Origin of the sequence: Variovorax paradoxus (genome assembly GCA_016806145.1) — a bacterium.
Classification (GTDB): Bacteria; Pseudomonadota; Gammaproteobacteria; order Burkholderiales; family Burkholderiaceae_C; genus Variovorax.
This window is the reverse complement of the sequence record CP063166.1, coordinates 6,574,729-6,598,455: the sequence shown is the minus strand read 5'-3', so window position 1 is coordinate 6,598,455 and position 23,727 is coordinate 6,574,729. Positions and strand designations below refer to the sequence as shown.

General features: G+C 70.8%; 25 protein-coding genes and 1 pseudogene. 18 read left to right on the top strand and 8 right to left on the bottom strand.

Translation table 11 applies throughout. The features are described from left to right. Positions 1-48: 48 nt before the first annotated feature. Entirely contained in the window at positions 49-339 is a 291-nt protein-coding gene (locus tag INQ48_30895) for a hypothetical protein (protein ID QRF57632.1), read from the top strand. 4 nt (positions 340-343) lie between these two features. Here INQ48_30895 and INQ48_30890 read toward each other — a convergent pair whose 3' ends face one another. Continuing rightward, complete coding sequence (locus INQ48_30890; GenBank protein QRF57631.1) at positions 344-1,471, bottom strand: pirin family protein; 1,128 nt, start codon at positions 1,469-1,471, stop codon at positions 344-346. Positions 1,472-1,564: 93 nt separating this feature from the next. Continuing rightward, a complete protein-coding gene (locus tag INQ48_30885; protein QRF57630.1) occupies positions 1,565-1,981 on the bottom strand; it encodes a VOC family protein in 417 nt (138 codons plus the stop codon). Positions 1,982-2,203: 222 nt separating this feature from the next. Here INQ48_30885 and INQ48_30880 point away from each other — a divergent pair, with 222 nt between their 5' ends. Then, positions 2,204-3,796 (top strand): CYTH and CHAD domain-containing protein, encoded by a 1,593-nt coding sequence (locus INQ48_30880; protein ID QRF57629.1) that lies wholly within the window; start codon positions 2,204-2,206, stop codon positions 3,794-3,796. 36 nt (positions 3,797-3,832) lie between these two features. On the opposite strand, the gene INQ48_30875 is transcribed toward INQ48_30880, so the two are convergent. From INQ48_30875 to INQ48_30865, 3 genes are read right to left on the bottom strand one after another with little or no spacing between them, the layout of a single operon-like run. Further along, complete coding sequence (locus tag INQ48_30875) at positions 3,833-4,678, bottom strand: hypothetical protein (protein QRF57628.1); 846 nt, start codon at positions 4,676-4,678, stop codon at positions 3,833-3,835. Between the two features lie 22 nt (positions 4,679-4,700). Then, positions 4,701-5,177 carry a peptidylprolyl isomerase gene (locus tag INQ48_30870; GenBank protein QRF57627.1) on the bottom strand — a complete coding sequence of 159 codons (477 nt, stop codon included), beginning with the start codon at positions 5,175-5,177 and terminating at the stop codon, positions 4,701-4,703. Between the two features lie 37 nt (positions 5,178-5,214). Beyond that, entirely contained in the window at positions 5,215-6,141 is a 927-nt protein-coding gene (locus INQ48_30865) for a LysR family transcriptional regulator (protein QRF57626.1), read from the bottom strand. Positions 6,142-6,282: 141 nt separating this feature from the next. Here INQ48_30865 and INQ48_30860 point away from each other — a divergent pair, with 141 nt between their 5' ends. The 14 genes and pseudogenes from INQ48_30860 to INQ48_30795 all read left to right on the top strand — a co-directional run bounded on the left by INQ48_30860 (position 6,283) and on the right by INQ48_30795 (position 19,430). Continuing rightward, positions 6,283-6,867, top strand: coding sequence for an NAD(P)H-dependent oxidoreductase (locus tag INQ48_30860; protein ID QRF57625.1), 585 nt, complete (start codon positions 6,283-6,285; stop codon positions 6,865-6,867). Further along, entirely contained in the window at positions 6,864-7,727 is an 864-nt protein-coding gene (locus INQ48_30855) for a pirin family protein (GenBank protein QRF57624.1), read from the top strand. Before INQ48_30860 ends, INQ48_30855 begins: the two co-directional genes overlap by 4 nt. A 103-nt stretch (positions 7,728-7,830) precedes the next feature. Next, positions 7,831-9,033: an amidohydrolase gene (locus tag INQ48_30850; protein ID QRF57623.1), complete on the top strand. Its 1,203-nt coding sequence runs from the start codon at positions 7,831-7,833 to the stop codon at positions 9,031-9,033. A 53-nt stretch (positions 9,034-9,086) separates the two neighbouring features. Then, the gene (locus tag INQ48_30845; GenBank protein ID QRF57622.1) at positions 9,087-10,049 is read left to right on the top strand and encodes a tripartite tricarboxylate transporter substrate binding protein; all 963 of its coding nucleotides are present in this window, start codon (positions 9,087-9,089) and stop codon (positions 10,047-10,049) included. Positions 10,050-10,141: 92 nt separating this feature from the next. Next, positions 10,142-10,354, top strand: a pseudogene (locus INQ48_30840) (helix-turn-helix domain-containing protein). Between the two features lie 260 nt (positions 10,355-10,614). Then, on the top strand, positions 10,615-11,928 hold the full coding sequence (locus INQ48_30835) for a HipA domain-containing protein (GenBank protein ID QRF60964.1): 1,314 nt from the start codon (positions 10,615-10,617) through the stop codon (positions 11,926-11,928). 137 nt (positions 11,929-12,065) lie between these two features. Next, positions 12,066-12,749, top strand: coding sequence for a glycine zipper 2TM domain-containing protein (locus INQ48_30830; GenBank protein ID QRF57621.1), 684 nt, complete (start codon positions 12,066-12,068; stop codon positions 12,747-12,749). 147 nt (positions 12,750-12,896) lie between these two features. Then, positions 12,897-13,811, top strand: coding sequence for a dihydrodipicolinate synthase family protein (locus INQ48_30825; protein QRF57620.1), 915 nt, complete (start codon positions 12,897-12,899; stop codon positions 13,809-13,811). An 82-nt stretch (positions 13,812-13,893) separates the two neighbouring features. Continuing rightward, complete coding sequence (locus INQ48_30820; GenBank protein ID QRF57619.1) at positions 13,894-15,027, top strand: branched-chain amino acid ABC transporter substrate-binding protein; 1,134 nt, start codon at positions 13,894-13,896, stop codon at positions 15,025-15,027. Positions 15,028-15,118: 91 nt separating this feature from the next. Further along, on the top strand, positions 15,119-16,063 hold the full coding sequence (locus INQ48_30815) for a 4-hydroxyproline epimerase (GenBank protein ID QRF57618.1): 945 nt from the start codon (positions 15,119-15,121) through the stop codon (positions 16,061-16,063). Between the two features lie 8 nt (positions 16,064-16,071). Next, complete coding sequence (locus INQ48_30810; protein ID QRF57617.1) at positions 16,072-17,181, top strand: FAD-binding oxidoreductase; 1,110 nt, start codon at positions 16,072-16,074, stop codon at positions 17,179-17,181. Continuing rightward, positions 17,178-17,432 carry a (2Fe-2S)-binding protein gene (locus INQ48_30805; GenBank protein ID QRF57616.1) on the top strand — a complete coding sequence of 85 codons (255 nt, stop codon included), beginning with the start codon at positions 17,178-17,180 and terminating at the stop codon, positions 17,430-17,432. The genes INQ48_30810 and INQ48_30805 overlap by 4 nt, the downstream gene beginning before the upstream one ends. After that, positions 17,429-18,721 carry an FAD-dependent oxidoreductase gene (locus INQ48_30800; protein QRF57615.1) on the top strand — a complete coding sequence of 431 codons (1,293 nt, stop codon included), beginning with the start codon at positions 17,429-17,431 and terminating at the stop codon, positions 18,719-18,721. The genes INQ48_30805 and INQ48_30800 overlap by 4 nt, the downstream gene beginning before the upstream one ends. Before the next feature lie 34 nt (positions 18,722-18,755). Next, complete coding sequence (locus INQ48_30795; protein ID QRF57614.1) at positions 18,756-19,430, top strand: GntR family transcriptional regulator; 675 nt, start codon at positions 18,756-18,758, stop codon at positions 19,428-19,430. Here the strand turns inward: INQ48_30795 and INQ48_30790 are convergent. Continuing rightward, positions 19,427-19,648, bottom strand: a complete 222-nt coding sequence (locus INQ48_30790; protein QRF57613.1) for a 4-oxalocrotonate tautomerase family protein — start codon at positions 19,646-19,648, stop codon at positions 19,427-19,429. The genes INQ48_30795 and INQ48_30790 overlap by 4 nt on opposite strands. A 97-nt stretch (positions 19,649-19,745) precedes the next feature. On the opposite strand from INQ48_30790, the gene INQ48_30785 reads away from it, so the two are divergent. After that, positions 19,746-20,669 (top strand): fatty acid desaturase family protein, encoded by a 924-nt coding sequence (locus tag INQ48_30785; GenBank protein QRF57612.1) that lies wholly within the window; start codon positions 19,746-19,748, stop codon positions 20,667-20,669. A gap of 4 nt (positions 20,670-20,673) precedes the next feature. Here the strand turns inward: INQ48_30785 and INQ48_30780 are convergent, their stop codons facing one another. Continuing rightward, complete coding sequence (locus INQ48_30780; protein QRF57611.1) at positions 20,674-21,588, bottom strand: EamA family transporter; 915 nt, start codon at positions 21,586-21,588, stop codon at positions 20,674-20,676. A 79-nt stretch (positions 21,589-21,667) separates the two neighbouring features. On the opposite strand from INQ48_30780, the gene INQ48_30775 reads away from it, so the two are divergent. After that, positions 21,668-22,555: a LysR family transcriptional regulator gene (locus INQ48_30775; GenBank protein QRF57610.1), complete on the top strand. Its 888-nt coding sequence runs from the start codon at positions 21,668-21,670 to the stop codon at positions 22,553-22,555. Here INQ48_30775 and INQ48_30770 read toward each other — a convergent pair. After that, positions 22,492-23,709: an acyltransferase family protein gene (locus INQ48_30770; protein QRF57609.1), complete on the bottom strand. Its 1,218-nt coding sequence runs from the start codon at positions 23,707-23,709 to the stop codon at positions 22,492-22,494. The two genes, INQ48_30775 and INQ48_30770, sit on opposite strands and share 64 nt — an antisense overlap. Between the last annotated feature and the right edge of the window lie 18 nt (positions 23,710-23,727).

Below are 23,727 nucleotides of genomic sequence, written 5' to 3'. Positions count from 1 at the left end.
GCGAAGGCCCTAGCATCGGTCGGTCGCATCACCCAGGAAGCCCCGCGCATGTTCATCGTGACCCTCACCTACATCCGCCCCCTCGAGGAGGTCGACGCGCTGATCGACGCGCACATGGTGTGGCTGCGCAAGCACTACGAGAGCGGGATGTTCATCGCCTCGGGTCGCCAGGTGCCGCGCCGCGGCGGCGTGATCGTCGCGCGCTCGGGCGACCGCGCCGCGCTCGAGGCGGTGCTGGCGCGCGACCCCTTCGTGCAGGGCGAGGTGGCGCGCGCCGAGGTGATCGAGTTCGTGCCGAGCATGACGGCGCTGGGCGCCGAGATGCTCAAGACCTTCTGAGTCTTCAACTCGCCGGCTTGTCCTCGCGCCCGCCCGGGTGCCGCGCGAAGCGCCCCGGGTCGCGGCCATGCACCGGCGCCCCGTCGTCCCAGGGCCAGCCGCCGAACTGCGTGCGGCGGTAGTCGGCCAGGGTCTGGCTGATCTCGGCCTGCGTGTTCATCACGAAGGGCCCGTACTGCACCACCGGCTCGGCGATCGGGCGGCCCTGCAGCAGCAGGAACTCGGCCGTGTCGGCCTCGCCGTTGACGATCTCCACCGCGCTGCCGGCATGCAGCTCGATGGCCGCCGGCCCCTGCACCTCGCGGCCCGCGATGCGCGCCCGCGCACCCTTGAAGAAGTACAGCATGCGCCGCGTGCCTTCGCCGCTGGCGGCCGGCAGCGTCCAGTCGGCGCCGGGCGTCATGCGCAGGGTCCAGATCGCCACGTCGGCCTCGGTGCGCGCGGCCCACGAATCGGGCGGCGGCGCCAGCGGATCGATGGGCGCGGGCGCGCCGGCCTCGGCCGCGTTGCCGAGCTGGCCCGCGATCACCGCGATCTCGGTGCGGCCGCCGCGCGGCGACTCGACCACCAGGCGCGGAATCGCCTCCGACCAGAACATGGTGAAGTGCGGCTCGGCCATCTTGCTGGCGGCCGGCAGGTTCAGCCAGATCTGGAACAGCTCGAGCGGATTCGCCGCGTCGGCGTCGAGCAGCGGGAACATCTCCGAATGCACGATGCCCTTGCCGGCGGTGAGCCACTGCACGTCGCCGCCGCCGAAGCGCGCGGTGGCGCCCAGCGAGTCGGAATGGTCGATCAAGCCTTTGCGCACGATGGTCACGGTCTCGAAGCCGCGGTGCGGGTGCGAGGGAAAGCCCGGCACGGTCTCGCCGTGGTACATGCTCCAGCCGTCCTTGCGGCTGAAGTCCTGGCCGATGTCGCGGCCCGCGAGCGAGGCCTCGGGGCCCATCTGCGCATTGGCGCGCGGATAGGCGTCGTCGTGGTAGACGCAGAACAGGAACGGGTCGACCGTCTCCCACGGGAAGCCCAGGGGCTTGATCCCCACGATGGGGTTGTAGCTGGCGGTGGCGGTGGGCACGTCGGCCTTCCTTTCGGGGTCGGACGCCGTCGATGGCGCGGTGTCCTTGCCGCTCATGTCGGGGCGCCGGCGCCCATCGGAAGGGCGCGTGCGCGCGACAGTGCGGCTCGCGGATGGAACGATGGGCATCGCCGGAGTCGCCTGCCGTCCTTATTGCTGGGGCATCTGCGCGTTCGGGTCCATGAACACGAGTTCCCAGAGGTGGCCGTCGAGGTCCTGGAAGCCATGGCCGTACATGAAGCCGAGGTCCTGCGGCGCGCGCGGCGTGGTGCCGCCGGCGGCGACCGCCTTGGCCACCAGCTCGTCGACCTCGGCGCGGCTCTCGCACGACAGGCACAGCAGCACCTCGGTGCTGGTGCGGGTGTCGGCGATCGCCTTGTCGGTGAAGGTCTTGAAGAAGGACTCGACCAGCAGCATCGCGTGGATGCTGCCTTCCTGCACCACCATGCAGGCGGCATTGGCGTCGGTGAACTGCGGGTTGAAGCTGTAGCCCAGCGCGTTGAAGAAGGCCTTGGACTTGTCGAGGTCCTTGACGGGGAGGTTCACGAAGATCTGCTTGGTGGCCATGGTGTTTCCTGTGCGTCGAAAGAAGAGAACGAAAGAGGGGACTTCGGGTCGCTGGACGGGTTGTTGTGTACAGCGTCCACAAATTATGCAAAACAAAATGGACGGTGTCCACATCAATTTGCAAGAAGACGCTTCCGGCCCGCGGCGGCTCGCCCCGATGCCCGCGCGCACCGTGCGTCGATGGGTGGCGCCACGGCGCGCAGCGTGCATCATGGCCGGCTCATGGAAATCGAATTCAAGTTCCACATCCCCGCCGACCGCCTGAAGGCCGTCGACGCCGCGCTGCGTCGCGGTGCCGTGGTGCGCACGCGGCTGCAGGCGCGCTATTTCGACACCGCCGACGAGCGGCTGGCCGCGCAGGGCATCGTGCTGCGGCTGCGCAAGGAGGGCCGGCGCTGGGTGCAGACGGTGAAGGCCACGGGCGACAACGCGCTGCACCGGCTCGAGCACAACGTCGACCTCGGTACCGCGGGCGCTTCGCCCGACATCGATCCGCGGCGCCACGAGGGCACGCCGGTCGGCGAGCGGCTGGCGCGGGCGCTCGCGGGCGAGGATGGACAGTTCCTGGCGCTGGTCGAGCGCCAGTCCACCGACATCGTGCGGCTTACGCGCGACGTGCGCAGCACCGGGCCGGGCGGCGTCGTGGCCGAGCTGGCGCTCGATGTCGGCAAGGTGGTGGCGCATGCCGGCACGCCCGAACAGCGCGCATCGCCGGTCTGCGAACTCGAGCTCGAACTCAAGCGCGGCAGCGTGCCGGGCTTGGTCGCGCTGGCGCAGCGCTGGTCGCAGCAGCACGGGCTGTGGTTCAGCACCATCTCGAAGGCCGAGCGCGGCGCCCGCCTGCTCGCGGGGCTCGAGGTGGTGCCCGCCGTCAAGGCCGAGCCGCCGCGCTTCGCGAGCGCGCCTGATGGCCGTGCGATCCAGCGCGCCGTGGTCGCGAACTGCCTTGCGCAGATCCTGCCGAATGCCACCGAGGTCGCGGCGGGCAGCGACGACGAGGAACAGATCCATCAGCTGCGCATCGGCATCCGGCGCCTGCGCACTGCCCTGCGCGAACTCGAGGGGCTCGATCCCACGGGCGCCTTCGACCGCGCGGGCTGGGAGCCGGCGCTGGTCGACTGCTTCCGCGCGCTCGGCGCGCTGCGCGACCGCGAGCAGGTGGCGAAGATCGCGCAGCCGAAGCTGCGCGAGGCCGGGGCGCCCGAGGTGGATCCGCTGGCCGGCGATGCGGCTGGTGCGGGCGCCTCCCAGCCTTCACCCGGCGAGGCCGTGCGCGCGCCGGCATTCCAGGCGGTGCTGGTGGCCCTGATCGGCTTCACCGCCACCGAGGCCCCGGCGCCCGAACCGGCCGCGGAGGGCGCGCCGCCCGTCACGCCGCTGAATCCCGACGACGCCCGCCGCTTCCTGCGCAAGCGCCTGCAGCGCCTGCACCAACATGCCCTGCGCGACGGCGGCCGCTTCGAATCGCTCGACACCGACAGCCAGCACCGCGTGCGCAAGCGCCTCAAGCGCTTGCGCTACCTCGCCGAATTCGCGGCGCCGCTGTTCGAGACCAAAGACGAGAAGAAGGGCGACGACAAGAGCGCCGCCGAGCGCTACCTGAAGCGCCTGCGTCCCGCGCAGGACGCATTGGGCGAGTACAACGACGAGGCCGTCGCGATGGCCCTGTACCGCGAAGCCACGGCGCACGATGTGCGCGCCTGGTTCGCGGTGGGCTGGTTCAGCGCGCGGCATGCGGCGGGGGCGGCGGCCTGTCGGGAGGCGCTGGAAAGGATCGAGGGGGCGCGTCGCTTCTGGAAGAAGAGGAAGAGCTGACCCGCTGCAATGCAGGCAGCAGTCGAGCGACGCCGGTCAGTTGCCAAGGTCCAGACTTAGTTGAGAGCCCGGCAGCGCAGGATCAAGCCGGCGATCGGCCAGACGCCTTGCGGCAGCTCCTGCTGCCCATGCGAAGAGCGCGATCCAGGAAAGCCATGCGCAAAACAGGAAGAGAAGAGCAGCGCTCCAACGCTGCTCTTTCAATGCGTCCTTGAAGAAATTCGCGGACTCTTTCTCCTTCAGTATCTCGCAGAGGATGCCGACCTCCTGCGGCGTGAAAGACGTGCTGATCTGAATGGCCTCGTTGCTTGCCGAGCAATTGCTCACGCGCAGCGGTGTCTCATCGAACGGCCATAGAGGCCACAGTGGCTTCACGTCCGTGGTCGTTGCCAAGAAGAAGCGATTCGTAGCCTTCAAACTCATCAGCGAACGCGACGAGACCAAGCTTGCTGCCGAGGCAGCGCAGAGCAGTACCGCGATAACGAAGCCTGCCAGCTTCACTCCCTGCAAACTCTGCGATGGCAATTTCGTTGCGTTGACCTCGCGCGTATCTGGATCGAAGAACTCGCCGCATATGCGCAGGGTTCGCATCTGGACACCGTTGAGCTTTGCCCAGCGGATGAGCTCTCTCGCTTTCTCCAGACTCGTGACAGGCAGTCCGGCAAACATTCGAAAAGAGACCAGGCTGGTCTGCTCGTCGACGAAAGCCCGGATCTCTGGATCGGAAATCTCCTGATTCCCGTGCACCAGCTGCCAAAGCCGCCGGATCAGCACATGGCGAGATTCCGTCCGCCATATCGTCCACAAAAACACGCCGCAAATGAGCAGCGGCGTTGCGATGCTGAAGACTTTGGAGACGTCGGAAATGCTCGCGGAATCCATCGGACGTAGCCGCAGCTAGCGCTCAGTGGTGGTGGCCGTGCGCCCCATGCACATGCCGATGCTCGATCTCCACCGGCAGTGCCTCGCGCACGTCCGTCACGGTCAGGCTGAAGCGCAGCGCCTTGCCGGCCCACGGATGGTTGCCGTCGAGCATGACGACCGGGCCCTTGATCTTGATCACGGTGAACACGTGCTCGCGGCCGTCGTCGAGGCGGCCCTGCAGCTGGCCGCCCACCTTCACGCCCGGCGGGAAGTCGGTCTTGGGAATGCTGCGCACCAGCGTCTCGTCGCGCTGGCCGAAGGCGTCCTCGGGCGCGAGGTTCAGGGTGGTCTGGTAGCCCTTCTCCTGGCCGTCGAGCGCTTCCTCGATCTTGGGCAGCGTGTTCTCGTAGCCGCCATGCAGGTAGGCCATGGGCTCGGGGCTGGCCTCGATCAGCTTGCCCTGGGCGTCGGCGACTTTGTACTTGAGGGTGACGACGGTGTCTTTTGCGATTTTCATCGGGCCATTTTCCGTGCAAACCGATGGGCCGTCGCAGCTAGGTCTTCCACGAACGGAAGGCCTCCGGAAGGGTTTCCTCGGTGCTCAGCTTCTCCATCACCATCGCGATGAAGGCCGACACCGCGAGCGGCAGGTGCTTGCGGCTCGGGTACAGCACGGTGAGCCCCTGCCCCGTGCGCTGGTACTGCGGCAGCACCGGCATGAGCCGGCCGGCCGCCACGTCGAGCCGGCCCATCGAGGGCGGCAGCAGCGCGATGCCCAGGCCGGCCACGGCCGCCCGGCGCAGCGCCTGCGCGGTGTTGCCGCTGAAGCGGCCGGCGACCTGCACCTCCTCCTCGCCGTCCGGCCCGGTCAGCCGCCAGGTCGCGCGGCCGCTGGGATGCGGCGCGGTCACGCAGTCGTGCTGTGCCAGATCCTGCAGCGTGGCCGGCGCGCCGTGCGCGGCGATGTAGGCGGGGCTCGCCACCAGGCCGTCGGTGCGCGGGCCCAGCAGCTTGCGGCCGACGTAGCCCGAATCGGGCTGCGCGCCGCCGCGGAAGGCGACGTCGATCTGCTCGGCGATCAGGTCGGCCCGGGCGTCGCTCAGCACGAAGTCGACCCGGACCCGCGGATGCGCGGCCAGGAAGTCGGCCACCCATTCCATCGGGAAGAAATCGAAGAAGTCGGCGGTCGCCGCCACCCGCACGAGGCCGCTGGGCTCGCGGCTGCCGGTGACCAGCTCCTGCCCGGCCTCGACCAGCCCGTCGACCGCGCCCGCGCAGCGCTCGTGGAAGGCCTGGCCCGCGCTGGTCAGGGTCAGCTTGCGGGTGGAGCGCTGCATCAGCCGCGTGCCCAGCTGCGCCTCGAGCTGCTGGATGCGCCGGCTCACGGTGTTGGGCGGCATCCCGAGGCGCCGGGCGGCTTCCGCAAAGCTGCCATGGCGCACCACCTGCACGAACATGGCGATGTCGTTGAGGTCGAGCATGGGATTCGATTCCTTCCAAAAATGGACGAGTGCAATCCGACTCTACCGTCTAGTCGATCAATGGGTGGCGCCCTAACCTTCGATCCATCGGGCCAGCCGGCCCGTCCGTCCATCCATCGACCCCGAATCCCAGGAGCTTTCATGTCCACCACCCAACCCCGCATCGGCATCGTCATCGGCTCGACCCGCGAAGGCCGCTTCGGCGAGAAGCCCGCGCACTGGATCCACGAGATCGCGAAGCAGCGCACCGACCTCGCCTTCGAGCTGGTCGACCTGCGCGACCATCCGCTGCCCTTCTTCGACGAAGCCGGCGCGCCGGCCTGGGGCCCGGTGAAGAACGAGGCCGCGCAGCGCTGGCAGGCGAAGCTGGCCAGCTTCGACGGCCTCGTCGTGGTCACGCCCGAGTACAACCACGGCCCGAGCGCGGTGCTGAAGAACGCGATCGACTGGGCCTACAAGGAGTTCGTGCGCAAGCCGGTCGGCTTCGTGGGCTACGGCGGCGTGGGCGCGGCGCGCGCGATCGAGCAGCTGCGGCTGATCGCGGTCGAGATGCAGATGGCGCCGGTGCGCAACGCGGTGCACATCGGCATGGTCGAGTTCCTCGGCATCTGGCAGCAGGGCAAGAACTTCGAGGACTTCCCGCACCTGGCGCAGGCGGCCGGCGGCATGCTCGACGACCTGGCCTGGTGGACCAAGGCGCTGAAGACAGCGAGGGAGGCCGCATGAGCACCGACGTCGCGACCAGGACCCGCGCCATCGTCTATCGCACGCGCGGCATGAAGCACGGTCCGATCGCACGGCTCGTGAGCCCGGGCGACCTCGGCGAATTCCTCAAGCCCTTCGTCTTCCTCGACCTGTTCGGCTTCGACACCGAGGGCGGCCATCGCGGCTTTGGCATGCATCCGCACTCGGGCATCGCCACGCTGACCTGGCTGATCGAGGGCGATACGCTCTACGAGGACACGACCGGTGAACAGGGCGTGCTGCGCGGCGGCGGCGTCGAATGGATGCGCGCGGGCAATGGCGTGTGGCACACGGGCGCGCCGGCGCCGGGCGTGCAGCGCGTGCGCGGCTTCCAGCTCTGGGTGGCGCTGCCCGCATCGGAAGAGAACGCGCCCGCGCAGAGCATCTACCTCGCGCCCTCGCAGGTGCCGCGCGAAGGCCCGGCGCGCGTGCTGCTCGGCAGCTACGGCGCGGCGCGCAGCGCGATTCCGGCACCCGCGCCGATCAACTACCTCGCGGTGCAGCTGAAGGACGGCGAGCACTGGCGCTACACGCCGCCGGCCGGCCATACGGTGGGCTGGCTCGCGGTGGAGAGCGGCCGGCTCGACGCGGGCGACGAGGCGGGCGGGTCGATCGGCGACGGCGAGCTCGCGGTGTTCGAGGAGTCGGGCGAGGCCATCGACCTCGTGGCGCATGGCGACACCTCCTTCGTGCTGGGCTCGGCGGTCAAGCATCCGCACGAGCTCGTGATGGGCCACTACTCGGTGCACACCAGCCGCGCGACGCTGGACCAGGGCGAGGCCGAGATCCGTCGCATCGGCGCGAAGCTGCGGCAGGAGGGCCGGCTCGGCCGGGCCGCATAGCGCAGGAAGCGCGGCTCCGACGAGCCGCGTAATCGAGCATGCGCGCGCCGGGCGGCTGCGCCAGAATCGTTCGCTTCCAGAACGATTCAGCCAGCCGCCCCCCATGAACATCGTCGATTCCTTCGCCGACGTCGCCCGCTTCGTCGACATCCGGCGCGACATCCACGCCCACCCCGAACTCGGCTTCGAGGAACACCGCACCTCCGAGAAAGTGGCCGGCCTGCTCGCCGAATGGGGCATCGAGGTGCACCGCGGCATCGCGGGCACCGGCCTGGTCGGCGTGCTGCGCAAGGGCACGGGCGGGCGCACCATCGGCCTGCGCGCCGACATGGATGCGCTGCCGCTGCACGAGGCCAACGAGTTCGCCCACAAGTCGCGCCACGCGGGCCGCATGCATGCCTGCGGCCACGACGGCCACACCACCATGCTGCTGGCCGCCGCCTGGCACCTGTCGCAACAGGGCCCGGACGACTTCGACGGCACGGTGCATTTCATCTTCCAGCCCGCGGAGGAGATGGGCAAGGCCGGTGCCAAGAAGATGATCGACGAGGGCCTGTTCGAACGCTTCCCGTGCGACGCGGTCTTCGGCCTGCACAACTTCCCCGTCGGCGACGTGGGCCGCTTCGCGCTCAACGAGGGCGCGCTCATGGCCTCGAGCAACACCTACCGCATCACGCTGCACGGGCGCGGCACGCATGCCTCGATGCCGCACACCGGCATCGACCCGGTGGCGGCGGTGGTCAACCTCGCGCAGCAGCTGCAGACCATCGTCGCGCGCACCATCCCGAGCACCGAGCGCGCGCTGCTCGCGGTCACGCAACTGCGCGGCTCGGACGCGCCCAACATCATTCCCGACGAAGCCACGGTCGGCGGCACCATCCGCACCTTCTCGATCGAGGCCATCGACCTGCTCGAAGCCCGGCTGCGCGAGGTGGCCGCGGGCGTGGCGGCGGCGCACGGCTGCACGGCCGAGGTGTTCTTCAACCGCTCCTCGCCACCGACGGTGAACCATCCGGCCGAGGCGCGCTTCGCGGCCGGCGTGATGCGCGAGGTGGTGGGCGACGACATGGTCACCACCGACTTCCCGGCGGTGATGGGCGCCGAGGACTTCGCCCACATGCTGCTGGCGCGGCCCGGCTGCTATGCCTTCCTAGGCAATGGCGACGGCGACCACCGGCTCGACGGCCACGGGCCCGGGCCTTGCATCATCCACAACAGCTCGTTCGACTTCAACGACGAGATCATCCCGATCGGCGCGAGCTACTTCGTGCGGCTGGCGCAGCGCTGGCTCGCGCCGGGGCGCTGAAGCGACCACGCGGATTTCCTCTTTTCCCCAACCCGACGAAAGCGGCCCTACCGATGACCACCCCGTTCGCCCGACGCTCGCTCCTGGCCCTTGCTTGCGTGGCTGTCGCGCTGCCCGCGATGGCGCAGCAGCGCGTGATCCACATCGTCGTGCCCTTCGGCACCGGCGCGGTGCAGGACACCGTGGCGCGCGCCTTCAACAACGAGCTCGGCGCGGCGCTCAATGCCAGCGCCATCGTCGAGAACCGCGCGGGCGCGGGCGGCACCGTGGGCGCGGCGATAGCAGCCAAGGCGCCGGCCGACGGCAACACGCTGGTGCTCGCGGCCGCGAGCCACAACATCGCGGGCTTCCTCTACAGCAAGCTGCCCTACGACCCGCTCAAGGACTTCGTGGGCGTGGCCAACATCGGCAACGCGGGCTACGTGCTCGCGGTGGCCAGCGGCATGAACGTGTCGACCACGGCCGACTTCATCAAGGAGGTCAAGGCCAACCCCGGCAAGTACAACTACGCCTCGGCCGGCAACGGCAGCGCCACGCACCTCGCGATGGCCTCGTTCCTCGCCAAGGCCGGGCTGCAGATGACGCACATCCCGACCAAGTCCACCGGCGAGGCGGTCAACGAGGTGCTCGCGGGCCGGGTGCAGGCGGTGATCTCCTCGAGCATCGGCGTGATGGGCTTCCAGAGCGATCCGCGCATGAAGCTGCTGGCCTCGACCGGCCAGTCGCGCAGCCCCTTCCTGCCGAAGCTGCCCACCGTGGCCGAGAGCGGCCTGCCCGGCTATGCCTTCGATTCGTGGATCGGCCTGCTCGCGCCGGCGGCCACGCCCAAGGCCGAGGTCGAGCGGCTCAACGCGGCCGTCAACAAGGTGATCGCCGACCCGGCCATCCAGGAACGCTTCACGCGGCTGGGTGTGGAGCCACGCAGCCAGAGCGTCGAGGAATTCCAGAAGCTGCTGCGCGCCGACTGGGATGCGATGGGGGCGGTGGTGAAAGCGTCGGGAGCGAAGGTCGACTGACGTCGAATACAAGCTTTGGCAGATAAAAGGTAAATACAAGCCAAAACCTGTAAATTGACAAAACAAGGGAGGGCCTTTATCTTGAAGACAAGATGGACTACCCCCTTCGTTTTGCCGACCAGCTCCGGGCGCACCTCCAGGCGCTGCGGAAGAAGCGCGGCCTGACGCAGGCGCAGGCCGGCGCCCTCGTCGGCGTCAGCCAGGCCCGGATCGCCGAGATCGAGGCGAATCCGGGGGCCGTCGGCTTCGAGCAGTTGATGAAATTGCTGGCGGCGCTGGGTGCGTCGATCTCGCTGCGCGACGAGGACGAGGTTCCGGCGAATGCGGAGCTTCCCGATGGCGACCCGCGCCCGAACGACCGCAACGCGCCGCGCGCCTATGGCCGGGTGCCGTCGCCGGCCGCACCGGTCGTCCAGGAAAAAGGCATGGAACCGCCGGCCGCCTCGTCGCTCCCCGAACCGCAAGCGCCGCGCCCCGCCGCGGCTGGCCCCGTGCCCGCCGCCCGCGAGCGCTTCGCCGCCGCGCCGAGGAAGGGCTCCTGGTGAGGCGCGCGCTCAAGGCCTGGATGAACGGCGAGCTCGTCGGCACCTGGTCGGTCGACCGCGAATCCCACACCTTCCGCTACGAGCCCGCGTGGCTCGCGTCGCCGCGGCGCCGCTCGCTGTCGCTCTCGTTGCCGATCACCACGGCGCTCGAAGTCCAGGGCGAGGCGGTGCGCAACTACTTCGACAACCTGCTGCCCGACAACGAGCGCATCCGCATTCGCCTGGGCCAGCGCTTCGGGCTCAGGAGCACGAAGGTCTTCGACCTGCTCGAAGCCATCGGCCGCGACTGCGTGGGCGCGGTGCAGCTGCTGCCCGACGGCGCGATGCCCGAGGGCTGGGACCGCGTGGACTGCGAGCCGCTCGCCGACGAGCAGGTGGCCGAGCTGCTGCGCGCCGTGCCGACCGAATCGACGCCCGAGCGGCTGCGCGACCGCGACCTGTTCCGGATCTCGCTGGCCGGCGCGCAGGAAAAGACTGCGCTGACCCGCGTCGACGGCCGCTGGTGCCGCCCGCACGGCGCCACGCCGACCACCCACATCCTCAAGCTGCCGCTGGGGCTGATCGGTGGCTCGCGGCGCGTCGATGCCTCGGACTCGATCCACAACGAATGGCTCTGCGCGCGGATCGTCGGCGCGCTGGGCCTGCCGGTCGCGCCGACCGCCATCGAGACCTTCGGCGACCAGCAGGTGCTGGCGGTCGAGCGCTTCGACCGCGAATGGATGACGAGCGCGAACGGCGAGCGCTGGATCGCGCGCCTGCCGCAGGAAGATTTCTGCCAGGCGATGGCACTGCCGCCCGAGCGCAAGTACGAGCAGCATGGCGGCCCCGGCATGACCCGCTGCCTGCAACTGCTGCAGGGCAGCCGCAACCGGGACGACGGCACGCTGTTCCTGCTCGCGCAGCTCGCCTTCTTCCTGCTGGCGGCCACCGACGGGCATGCCAAGAACTTCTCGCTCCACCTGCAGCGCGGCGACGTCTACGAGATGACGCCGCTCTACGACGTGCTGTCGATGTGGCCCTACTTCGGCAACGGCGCGAGCCAGTTCCAGCCGCGCCGGGCCGAGCTGGCGATGGCCGTGCGCTCGAAGAACGCGCATTACGCGCTGCACACCATCCAGGCCCGCCACTGGTGGGGGCTCGCGATGCGCAACGGCGGCGACCACACCTGGCGCGCGATGCTCGCGATGGTCGAAACGCTCGACGAGGCGCTGGCCGAGGTTGAGGCCGCGCTGCCCGCGGACTTTCCCGTGCGGACCTGGGAGGCGGTTTCGCGCGGCATGCGCGCCGAGGCGCGGCGCTTCCTCTCGGGCGTGGCGCCCGCCGCGACGCCCTGACCGGGCGTCGTCCTCCAGCCGGATGCGCTCGCCGCGTGCCGGCGTGTAGGACGCCCGTGCATTGACTTCAGCCTTGCCCGGGCGATGCTGGGAACGGGTTCCGGCTCGGAGGCCGGACCGCAGGAAGGAAGGCTTTCATGGAACAGACAACGACAACAGGCATGCCCTCGCGCCAGGGCGGAACGCACAAGCTCTGGGTGGCGATCGGCGTGCTCGCGGTGGCCGTAGCCGCGCTCGGCGGCGCGCTGTGGCAGAAGCACCAGGGCGGCACGGCGGCGGCACCGCCCGTGGCCCTGGCCACGGGCCCGGCGCCCGACGACTTCAAGCCCGATGCGGCGCCGCCGGCGCTTCAGCCCTTGCCGTCCGGCCCGACCGTCAACGCGACGGCGCCCGCGCCAGCCATGAGCGCCGCGCCGCAACCCGTGCCCGCCGCGGGCCCCGCGCCGATGGCCGCCGCGCCCGAACCCGTGGCCGCCCCGCCCTGCACGGTCTGCGGCCATGTGGAGACGGTGCGTGCCGTGCAGCGCACCCAGCGCCCGAGCGGCGTCGGCATGGTGGCCGGCGGCGTGGTCGGCGGGCTGGTGGGCAACCAGATCGGCCACGGCGGCGGCCGCACGGCCGCGACCGTGCTTGGCGCCGTCGGCGGCGGCTACGCCGGCAACGAGATCGAGAAGCGCACCCACACGGTCACCGTCTACCAGGTCGGCGTGCGCATGGACAACGGCACCCTGCGCAGCGTCGAGACGCGCAGCGCGCCGCCGATCGGCAAGGCCGTGAGGCTCAAGGGCCACACGCTGAGCCCGGCCGACGGCCACAAGTAAGCGTTCGCTGACACGTCCCGGAACCGCGCCCGGCAGGCCCTGCCGGGCGCATGCTCGTTTACGAGAATATTGACGGTATATACTTAATATATTTAAATCCGCTCCGTCCCAGCCCCGCCCATCCGGGCCCATCCAAGGAGCGAATTCGTGAGCAACCCCCGCTGGCAAGGCATCTTTCCCGCCGTCACCACCAAGTTCCATGCCGACGAGCGCATCGATGCCGAAGGCACCGCGCGCCACATCGACTTCCAGATCCGCAACGGCATCCACGGCCTCGTCACCTGCGGCTCGCTCGGCGAAGCCAGCACGCTGTCGCTCGAGGAGAAGCTGCAGGTCGCGCAGATCGCGCTCGAGGCCGCCGACGGCCGCATCCCGGTGCTGGCCAACGTGTCCGAGACCAGCACCCGCGATGCGCTGCGCTACGTCGAGGGCGGCAACAAGCTCGGCGTGGCCGGCTACATGGTCATGCCCTCGGTGATCTACGTGGCCGACGCGCGCGAAGCCATGCTCAACGTGCGCACCATCGCCAACGCGGCGCAGAAGCCGGTGATGGTCTACAACAACCCGGTGGCCTACCGCGTCGACCTCAAGCCCGAGCACATGGTCGAGCTGGCCGACTGCGAATGGATCGCGGCCATCAAGGAGAGCACCGACAACATCCGCCGCATCACCGACCTGCGCAACACGGTCGGCGACCGCTACCAGCTGTTCCTCGGCGTGGACGACCTCGCGTTCGAGGGCCTGGCGCTGGGCTGCGACGGCCTGCTGGCCGGCGTGGGCTGCGCGTTCCCGCGCGAGACCGTGGCGCTGTACGACCTGATGAAGGCCGGCCAGTTCGCCGAGGCGCTCAAGCTCTACCAGTGGATGACGCCGATGCTGCACCTCGACGTCTCGACCAAGCTGGTCCAGAACCTCAAGCTCATCGACCACCTCGTGGGCGTGGGCACCGAGCACGTGCGCCGTCCGCGCCTGCCGCTGGTGGGCGCCGAGCGCGAGGCCATCGAGGCCATCGTGAAGAAGGCGCTCGCGACCCGCCCCGCGAAGTACCAATCGGTCGCCTAAGCCCTTCGTTTGCTGCGTTTCCCCCGAGGGCGGCGCCCTCGTTTCCCTCGTACCCTCCGTGTCCCCTTATCCAGGAAGAAGCATGAAGACACCATCGAAGATGATTCCGCTGCTCGGCCTCGTGGCGCTGGCCCTCGCAACCCAGGCGAAGGCGCAGGAGCAGGTGGTCAAGATCGGCCATACCGGGCCGCTCTCCGGCCCCAATGCGTTCGCGGGCAAGGACAACGAGAACGGCGTGCGCCTCGCGATCGAGGAGCTCAACGCGAAGAAGCTCGTGGTCGGCGGCAAGACGCTCAAGTTCGAACTGAAGTCGGAGGACGATGCCTGCGATGCCAAGAGCGGCGTGGCTGTGGCGCAGAAGTTCGTCGACGACAACGTCAAGTTCGTCATGGGCCCGTACTGCTCGGGCGTGGCCATCCCGGCCTCGCGCGTCTACAGCGACGGCGGCGTGCTGCTGTCGACCGTGGGCACCAACCCGAAGGTCACGCAGGGCGGCTACAAGAACCTCTATCGCATCATCGCCAGCGACAACCAGATCGGCGGCAGCATGGCCGTGTACGCGGCCAAGGTGCTCAAGGTCACCAAGGTCGGCGTGATCGACGACCGCACCGCCTTCGGCCAGGGGCTCGCCGAGGAGTTCACCAAGGAAGCGAAGAAGCAGGGCCTCACCGTGGTCGGCCAGGAGTTCACCACCGACAAGGCGGTCGACTTCACCGCCATCCTGACCAACATGAAGGCCAAGCAGCCCGAGGCGATCTTCTTCGGCGGCTACGCACCGCAGGGCGCGCCGATGACGCGGCAGATGAAGCAGCTCGGCATCAACGCCAAGCTGCTCGGCGGCGACACGCTGTGCAGCCCCGCGATGGGCAAGCTCGGCGGCGACGCGGTCAACGACGCGGTGTTCTGCGCCCAGGGCGGCTCGATCCTCGAGAAGGCGGTCAGCGGTCCGGCCTTCAAGGAGAAGTTCAAGAAGCGCTTCGGCGCCGACGCCGATGCCTACGCGGCCTCGTACTACGACCAGGTGATGTTCATCGGCGAGTCGATGGCCAAGGCCAACTCGATCGATCCCGACAAGGTCGGCGCCGAGCTCTACAAGACCACCTACAAGGGCGTGGCCGCGACCTACGCCTACGACGACAAGGGCAACATGAAGCAGGCACCGATCACGGTGTTCACCTTCAAGAACGCCGCGCCGACGGCGCTCGCGAGCTACTGAGCCGCGCCTTCCCGGAAGGGGCCGCGGCCCCTTCCTCCTCCTTTTCCTTCAACGCATCGCCGTCTTCGTGGAAGGCGATGCGCCAACCCCCATGCACCGCATCCAGATCATCGACTCGCACACCGGCGGCGAGCCCACCCGCCTCGTGACCGGCGGCTTTCCCGACCTCGGCCGCGGCAGCATGGCCGAGCGCCGCGCGCTGCTGGCCGAACGGCACGACCCCTGGCGCGCCGCTACCGTGCTCGAGCCGCGCGGCAGCGACGTCGTGGTCGGCGCGCTGCTGTGCGAACCGGTTTCGCCCGATGCCGCGGCCGGCGTGATCTTCTTCAACAACGCGGGCTACCTCGGCATGTGCGGCCACGGCACCATCGGCCTGGTCGCGAGCCTCGCGCACATGGGCCGCATCGGCCCCGGCGAGCACCGCATCGAAACGCCCGTGGGCACCGTCACCACCACGCTGCACGAAGACGGCGCGGTCAGCGTGCGCAACGTGCCCGCGTACCGGCACCTGCACCAGGTGGCCGTCGAGCTGCCGGGCCACGGCACGGTGCGCGGCGACGTGGCCTGGGGCGGCAACTGGTTCTTCCTCGTGAGCGAGACCGCGCACGGCCAGCGCGTGGCGAGCGACAACCTCGCCGCGCTCACCGACTACACGGCCGCGCTGCGGCGCGCGCTCGCGGCGCAGGGCATCACGGGCGCCGAGGGCGCGGAGATCGACCACATCGAACTGTTCGCCGACGACGCGGACGGCGCCGACAGCCGCAACTTCGTGCTGTGCCCCGGCAATGCCTACGACCGCTCGCCCTGCGGCACCGGCACCAGCGCCAAGATCGCCTGCCTCGCGGCCGACGGCAAGCTCGCGCCCGGCCAGGTGTGGACGCAGGCCAGCGTGATCGGCAGCCGCTTCGAGGCCAGCTACGAGCCCGCCGACGACGGCCGCGTCATCCCCACACTGCGCGGCCGCGCCCACATCAGCGCCGAAGCCACCCTGCTGATCGACGAGGCCGATCCCTTCGCCTGGGGCATCCGGCTCTGACGCGGCAGATGGCCGACGCGGACGCGATCGTCATCGGCGCCGGCATCGTCGGCGCCGCCTGCGCGCATGCGCTCGCGCGCGCCGGCCGCCGTGTGCGCGTGATCGATGCGCGCCGGGGCGGCGCCACCGGCGCCGGCATGGGCCATCTCGTGGCGATGGACGACAACCGCGCCGAGCTCGAGCTCAGCAGCCGCTCGATCGACCTGTGGCGCGCGCTCGCGCCGCGCATGCCGGCCGACTGCGCGCACAGCGCCTGCGGCACGCTCTGGATCGCCGCCGACGACGCGGAGATGGCCGAGGCCGAGCGCAAGCGCGAGCGGCTCGCCGCGCTGGGCATCGCGAGCCGGCTGCTCGACGCGAAGGCATTGGCCGCGGCCGAACCCGCGTTGCGCGCCGGCCTCGCGGGCGCGCTCGAGGTGCCGGGCGACGGCATCCTCTATGCGCCGAACGCGGCGCGCTGGCTGCTCGCGGACGCGGGCGCCGCGATCGAATTCGAGCAGGCCCGGGTCGCGGCCATCGAGGACGACGGCACCTTGCTTCTGGCCGACGGCGGCCGGCGCCGCGCCGCGCAGGTCGTGCTGGCCGCCGGCCTCGAGGCCACCGCGCTGTGCCCCGAACTGCCGCTGCGGCCCAAGAAGGGCCACCTGCTGATCACCGACCGCTATCCGGGCACCGTGCGGCACCAGCTGGTCGAGCTCGGCTACGTCACCAGCGCGCACCATGCCGAGGGCGACTCGGTCGCCTTCAACGTGCAGCCGCGGCCCACGGGGCAGCTGCTGGTCGGTTCCTCGCGGCAGTTCGACACCACCGATCCCGCGGTCGAGCCCGCGATGCTCGCGCGCATGCTGCGGCGCGCGATCGACTACCTGCCGGGCCTCGGCGAACTCAGCGCCATCCGCAGCTGGACCGGCCTGCGCGCCGCCACGCCCGACGGCCTGCCGCTGCTGGGCGCGCATCCGTGGCGCGAGAAGCTGTGGCTCGCGCTCGGCCACGAAGGCCTGGGCGTGACCACCGCGCCGGGCAGCGCCGAGCTGCTGGTGGCGCTGATGACGGGCACCGCGCCGCCGTTCGATGCGCGGCCCTTTGCGCCCGGGCGGCTGCTGGAGACGGTGGCATGACGCAGGTCCTGCTGCAGATCGACGGCCGCGAGGTGCGCGTCGCGGCCGGCAGCTCGGTCGCCGCCGCGCTGCGCATCGCCGACACGACCCCGGCCATGGGCGTGGCGCGCGTCTCCGTCACCGGCCAGCCGCGCGCGCCCTTTTGCGGCATGGGCATCTGCCAGGAATGCCGCGTCGCCATCGACGGCCGTCGCCGCCTCGCCTGCCAGACCGTCTGCGGCGAAGGCATGCGCGTGGAGACCCTGCGATGAGCACCGACGCCATCGGGCTCGAACACTGCGACCTGCTGATCGTCGGCGCCGGTCCCGCGGGCATGGCCGCCGCGCTGGCGGCCGCGCCCAGCGGCGCGTCCATCGTCGTGATCGACGACAACCCCGCACCCGGCGGCCAGATCTGGCGCGATGGTCCCGGCGCCAGCCTGCCGCCGGCCGCGCGCCGGTTGCGCGAGGCGCTGGCTGCCCGCGCCAACGTGCGTGCGTGCGCGGCACGCGCGTCGTGGCCGCCAGCCGCGCCGCGCGAGCTGCTGCTCGAGGAGGCAGAGCGCGCCTGGCGCCTGCGCTGGGGCAGGCTCGTGCTGTGCACCGGCGCGCGCGAACGCCTGCTGCCCTTTCCGGGCTGGACCCTGCCCGGCGTGACCGGCGCGGGCGGCCTGCAGGCGCTGATCAAGGCCGGCCTGCCGGTGGCGGGCGAGCGCATCGTCGTCGCCGGCACCGGCCCGCTGCTGCTGGCGGCCGCGGCCACCGCGCGCCAGGCCGGCGCGAAGGTGCTGCGCATCGCTGAGCAGGCGGCCTTCGGCGCGGTCGCGGGCTTCGCGCTGGGGCTCGCGCGCTGGCCCGGCAAGGCAGTGCAGGCGCTGACGCTGGCCGATGCGGCCTACCGCACCGGCTCGCACGTGGTCGAAGCACTGGGTACGACACGGCTCGAATCGGTGCGCCTGAACCAGGGCGGCCGCCTGCAGGAGATGGCCTGCGAGCGCCTGGCCTGCGGTTTCGGCCTCGTGCCCAACACCCAGCTCGGCCAGATGCTCGGCTGCGCGCTCGCTCCCTTCGGCGACAGCGGCACGCTCGCGCTGGCCGTCGACGAGCGGCAGGCCACCCGCCTCGACGACGTCTACGCGGCCGGCGAATGCACGGGCTTCGGCGGCAGCGAACGCGCGCTCGCGCAGGGCGCCATCGCGGGCCATGCGGCCGTCGGCGACGACAAGGCCGCACGCTTGCAATACGCCGAGCGCGCGCGCTGGAACGCTTTCGCCACGCGGTTGCACCGCAGCTTCGCGCCCGGTCCCGCGATCCGCGCGCTGGCCCGGCCCGACACGCTGGTGTGCCGCTGCGAGGACGTGCCCTTCGCGGCGCTCGCCGGCTGCGGCGGCTGGACCGACGCCAAGCTGCACCAGCGCTGCGGCATGGGCCCGTGCCAGGGGCGCGTGTGCGGAGACGCCGCGCAATTCCTGTTCGGCTGGACGCCGCCCGCGCCACGGCCGCCGCTGTCGCCCGTGCGCATCGCGACGCTGGCCGGCCTGGGCGCGCGCGACCCGGACTGATCCACACTACGCAGATCCGCGTCCCCAAACATCCATGGCTGCTCCGATTCCCGCTCCTGCCCCCGCGTCCGCCCCGAAGCGCCGCGCCGCCGACATGGCCTACGACGCCATCGAGACCCTGCTGTCCACGCTGCAGCTCGAGCCCGGCAGCCAGATCGTCGAAGCCGAGCTGGCCGAGCGCACCGGCCTGGGCCGCACGCCGGTGCGCGAGGCGCTGATGCGCATGGTGTCGATCGGCCTGGTCGTGCAGCAGGCGCGCCGCGGCCTGCTGGTGTCGACCATCGACCTCGCCGACCACCTCGACGTGGTGCAGACGCGCCGCGTGCTCGAGCAGCTGATCGCCACCTGCTCCGCGCGCCGCGCCACCGCGCCGCAGCGCAAGGAGATCGTGCGCTGCGCCGAGCAGATGGTGGAGGCGGCCGCGCGCGGCGACCTCGACGGCTACATGCGCGCCGACCATGCGCTCGACCTGGTGAACCACCAGGCCAGCCACAACGACTCGGCCGTCAAGGCCGTCACGCCGTTGATCGTGCAGTGCCGCCGCTTCTGGTACGCCTACCAGCACCAGGGCGAGATCGTCGAGGGCGCCAACGCCCACCTCGAACTGGCGCAGGGCATCGCCACCGGCGACGAGGCCGCCGCCACCGCGGGCGCCGACCGGCTGATGGACTACCTCGAGCGCTTCGCGCGCAAGATCATCGACCGCTAGGAGGCTGCGCCCTGGCGCCGCTGCCGCAGCACCGTCGCGCTCTCGCCGCCCTGGCCCCAGTTGTCGGGATCGATCTCGTCGATCAGCACCGTCACGTCCTCGGGGCGCTTGCCGAGCACCTCCTGCAGCAGCCGGGTGGCGCCGGCGATCAGCGCGGCTTTCTGTTCGCGCGTGGCCGGTGTTTCGCGGCGCGCGAGGCGGATGGTCACGAGAGGCATGGTGGGGTGTCCGTCAGGTCGAGGAGCGCCGATTCTCGCCAGCCGGCCCCGGGGAATTCCGCGTGCGCCGCGCCAACCCGCGGCGCATACTGGCCCGATGGCCGTCGCACCCCGAGCCCGCCCCGAGGATTTCTTCAGCACCGACGAATGGCAGGCGCTGACCGCGCGCTCGTCGTGGAAGGGGCTGTGGCTGGTCGCGCACTGCTGGGGCGTCATCGGCCTCGCGATGCTGGTGGGCATCGTCTGGCCATGGACCCTTCCGCTGATGGTGCCGATCGTCGGCGCGCGCCAGCTCGGCCTGTTCATCCTGATGCACGACGCGGCCCATGCCGGGCTGCACCGCAACCGCCGCGTCAACGACTGGGTCGGCCACTGGCTGTGCTCGTCGACCCTGCGCGAGTACCGGCCCTACCACCTGCAGCACCACCGCTTCGTGCAGCAGACCGAGGACCCCGACCTCGTGCTGTCGGCGCCGTTCCCGATCTCGCGCGCCTCGATGTGGCGCAAGGTGGTGCGCGACCTCAGCGGCCAGACCTTCTACAAGCAGCGCTTCGGCCATGTCGCCGAAGGCATCCGCCTGCGCGCGCCGGGCGAATCGGCGCTGAAGGCGTTCGGCCGCGAACTCGCGAAGGACCGGCGCTTCTTTCTCGCCAACGGCCTCGGGCTGCTGGCCTTCGCGCTGGCCGGCTACGGGTGGGCCTGGTTCGCGCTGTGGCTGCTGCCCATGGCGACCTGGCTGCCGCTCGTGAGCCGGGTGCGCAACATCGCCGAGCATGCGCTGGTGGCGCAGAACGAGGCCGATCCGCTGCGCCAGGCGCGCACCACGCATGCCAACCTGGCCGAGCGCATCTTCATCGCGCCCTACTGGGTCAACTATCACTGCGAGCACCACATGTTCACCAGCCTGCCGTGCTGGAGCCTGCCCGAGGCGCACCGGCTGCTGCGGCGCGGCGGCACCACCGCGCGCATGGAAGTGCAGCCCGGCTACCTGAGTCTGCTGAAGCAGGCCACGGCGGCCTGAAACTTCAGCGCGTAGCCGGCCGCGCCGCCGTGGGCAGCGCGCCGCGCTGCGCATGCTGGCTCAGCCAGATGCTCGCGATCACGATGGCGATGCCCGCCACCTGCAGCGGCGACAGCCGCTGGCCCAGCAGCACCCAGCCGAGGATCACGGCCGTCACCGGGCTCAGGAAGGCCAGCGAGGCGATGGCGGCCGGCTCCAGCCGGGCCACGCCACGGAACCACAGGATGTAGGTCAGCGCGGCGCCCACCAGCCCGAGCCAGCCGAAGCCCAGCCAGTTGGTGGCCGTGAGCGGCGGCAGCGCCGGTTCGAGCCACAGCGCCACCGGCAGCAGCAGCAGGCCGCCCGCGGTGAGCTGCCAGGCGGTGAAGGTCAGCGCCGAGACCGGCGGCTGCCAGCGCCGCGCCAGCACGGTGCCGAAGGCCATCGACACCGCGCCCGCGAGCGCCGCCGCGATGCCCACCGCGTCGAGCCTCGCCTGCGGCGTGAGCACCAGCAGCGCCACGCCGCCGAAGCCCACCGCGGCCGCCACCACCGACAGCGCGCGCACCCGCGTGCCGAGCAGCGCGCTCGCGAGGAACACCACCATCAGCGGCTGCAGCGAGGTGATCGTGGCCGCCACCCCGCCCGGCAGCCGGTAGGCCGCGATGAACAGCATCGCCCACAGCAGCGAGAAATTGAGCGCGCCCAGCACCAGGATGCGACCCCACCAGGCGCGTTCGGGCAGCTGCCGCACGATGGCCAGCAGCAGCAGGCCCGCGGGCAGCGCGCGCAGCATCGCGACCGTGAGCGGGTAGTTCGCGGGCAGCAGCTCGGTGGTGACGATGTAGGTGCTGCCCCAGATCGCGGGCGCGGCGGCGGTCAGCAGGATGTCGGCGCCGCCGGCGGAAGGGCGGGTGCTGCGGTCGGTGGTGTCGGTCATGGAGGCTTGAATCTATCAATTGACCGCTGGTTGTGAATGTCTGAATAATGAATTGATTCATTACCAATGGTTGTGGATCATGGACCATCTCACGGCCCTCCAGGTCTTCCGCACCGCCGCCACCAGCGGCAGCTTCGCCGGCGCGGCGCGCCAGCTCGGGCTGTCGGCCGCCGCGGTCAGCAAGAACATCGCCGAGCTCGAGGCGCACCTGAAGGTGCGGCTCATCAACCGCACCACGCGCAGCATGAGCCTCACCGAGGCCGGCGCCGCCTACCACCAGCGGCTCTCGCGCATCCTCGACGACCTGAGCGAGGCCGACGCCGCGCTCGCGCCCATGGGCAGCAGCCCGTCGGGCGTGCTGCGGGTCAGCGCGCCGCTCACCTTCGCGCTGACCTGCATCTCGCCAGGCATCCCGGCCTTCATGGAGCGCCATCCGAACCTGCGGCTCGAGCTCGACCTGCAGGACGCGCGCACCGACCTGATCGGCGGCGGATACGACCTCGCGATCCGCGGCAGCGACCGGCTCGAGGACTCGAGCCTGGTGGCGCGCGAGCTCACGACCATGACCCACGTGCTGTGCGGCGCGCCGGCCTATTTCGCCGCCCGTGGCCGGCCCGCGCGGCCCGAGGACCTGAAGGCCTTCGACTGCGTGCAGTTCACGCTCTCGGGCCATGCCCACAAGTGGACCTTCCGGCGTGCCGGCCGCAGCGTGGCGGTGCCGGTCGACGGGCGCTACAAGGTCAGCTCCAGCCTCGCGGTGCGCGACGCGCTGCTCGCGGGCTTCGGCCTGAGCCTGATCCCGCGCATCTACGTCGCGCACGAGCTGGCCGCGGGCCGGCTCGAGGCGGTGCTGGAAGATTGGGAGGCCGACCGCACGCCGGTCTATGCCGTCTATCCCTCGCGTTACCTGGCCGCGAAGACGCGCGCCTTCGTCGACTTCCTGCTCGAGCGCTTCGCCTCGGGCTGACCGTTGAGCAGCCGGGCGATGGGCGTGCGGCGCGCCAGCAGCTCGTAGCTCGCGAGCGCGACGAGCGAGGTGGCCGCGATGTTCAGGCCCATCTTCGCGAGCGCCCCGAGCGGCGCATGGAACAGCAGCACGCCGAAGCCAACGGTGCCGAGCATGTGGACCAGGTAGACCCAGTAGGAGCTGCGCGAGAGGTAGTCGAGCACGCCGTTGCGCCGCGGCAGCCAGCGCACGAAGGCGCCGATCAGCGCCAGGCTCCAGAGCCAGCCGGCGGTGCCGTAGGCGAAGGCGACCCAGAACGCGGCATGCGGCAAGGGCGTCGTGCCGCGCGCGGCGCCCAGCAGCACGAGCGTCGCGCCGAAGAAGGCCAGGCCCGCGAGCGCCAGGACCTGGCAGCGCGCGGCGAAGCGGGCGAGCAGGTCCTGCCGCCCGTGCAGGCACAGGCCGAACACGAAGAACAGGCCGCTGTGCACCCATTCGCCCCAGGGCGGCAGGAAGGAGCCGCTCTGCGGCGCCAGGCCCGTGGGATGGAAGGACCCGGCCAGCGCCAGCGGCAGCGCCAGCACCAGGACGCCCCAGGGCTGGCGTGCCAGTAGCGCGAAGCCGTGCCCGAAGCCCGCGCGCAGCCGCGCCGGCACGAAGCGGCCCAGCTTCGCGCCGGCCCAGGCCAGCACGCAGAACCAGAACAGCTGGTAGATGAACCACAGGTGCAGCGTGTTGAACGGCGAGCCGCCCGGCGGGCGCGGCGGCGCCAGCGCCGCATCGAGCCCTGGCACGCCGCGCACCGTGAGGTGGATGTAGACCATCGCGAGCAGCGTGGTCAGCACGAACAGCGGCGGCCAGAACAGCGCGAAGGGCAGGGCGAGCCGCAGCGCGCGATTGCGCAGCATGGCGCCGGCGCCGCGCCGCTCGATCAGCAGCGCGACGAAGAAGCCCGCGAGCACGAAGAACACCGGCATGCGGAAGCTGTGGATGAACAGCAGCAGCAGGTCGGCGACGCGCGAGGTCTGCGGGTCGCGCCAGGGCAGCGGCGAGGCGACGGTGAGGTGGTTGAGGGCCACGTGCAGCACGATGCCCAGCCACATCATGAGGGCGCGCAGGTTGTCGAGCGCGTGCAGCCGTTGCGGCGCGGAAGGAGGGGTGTTGGCGTTGTTCATGCGGCCACTGTTGGGCCT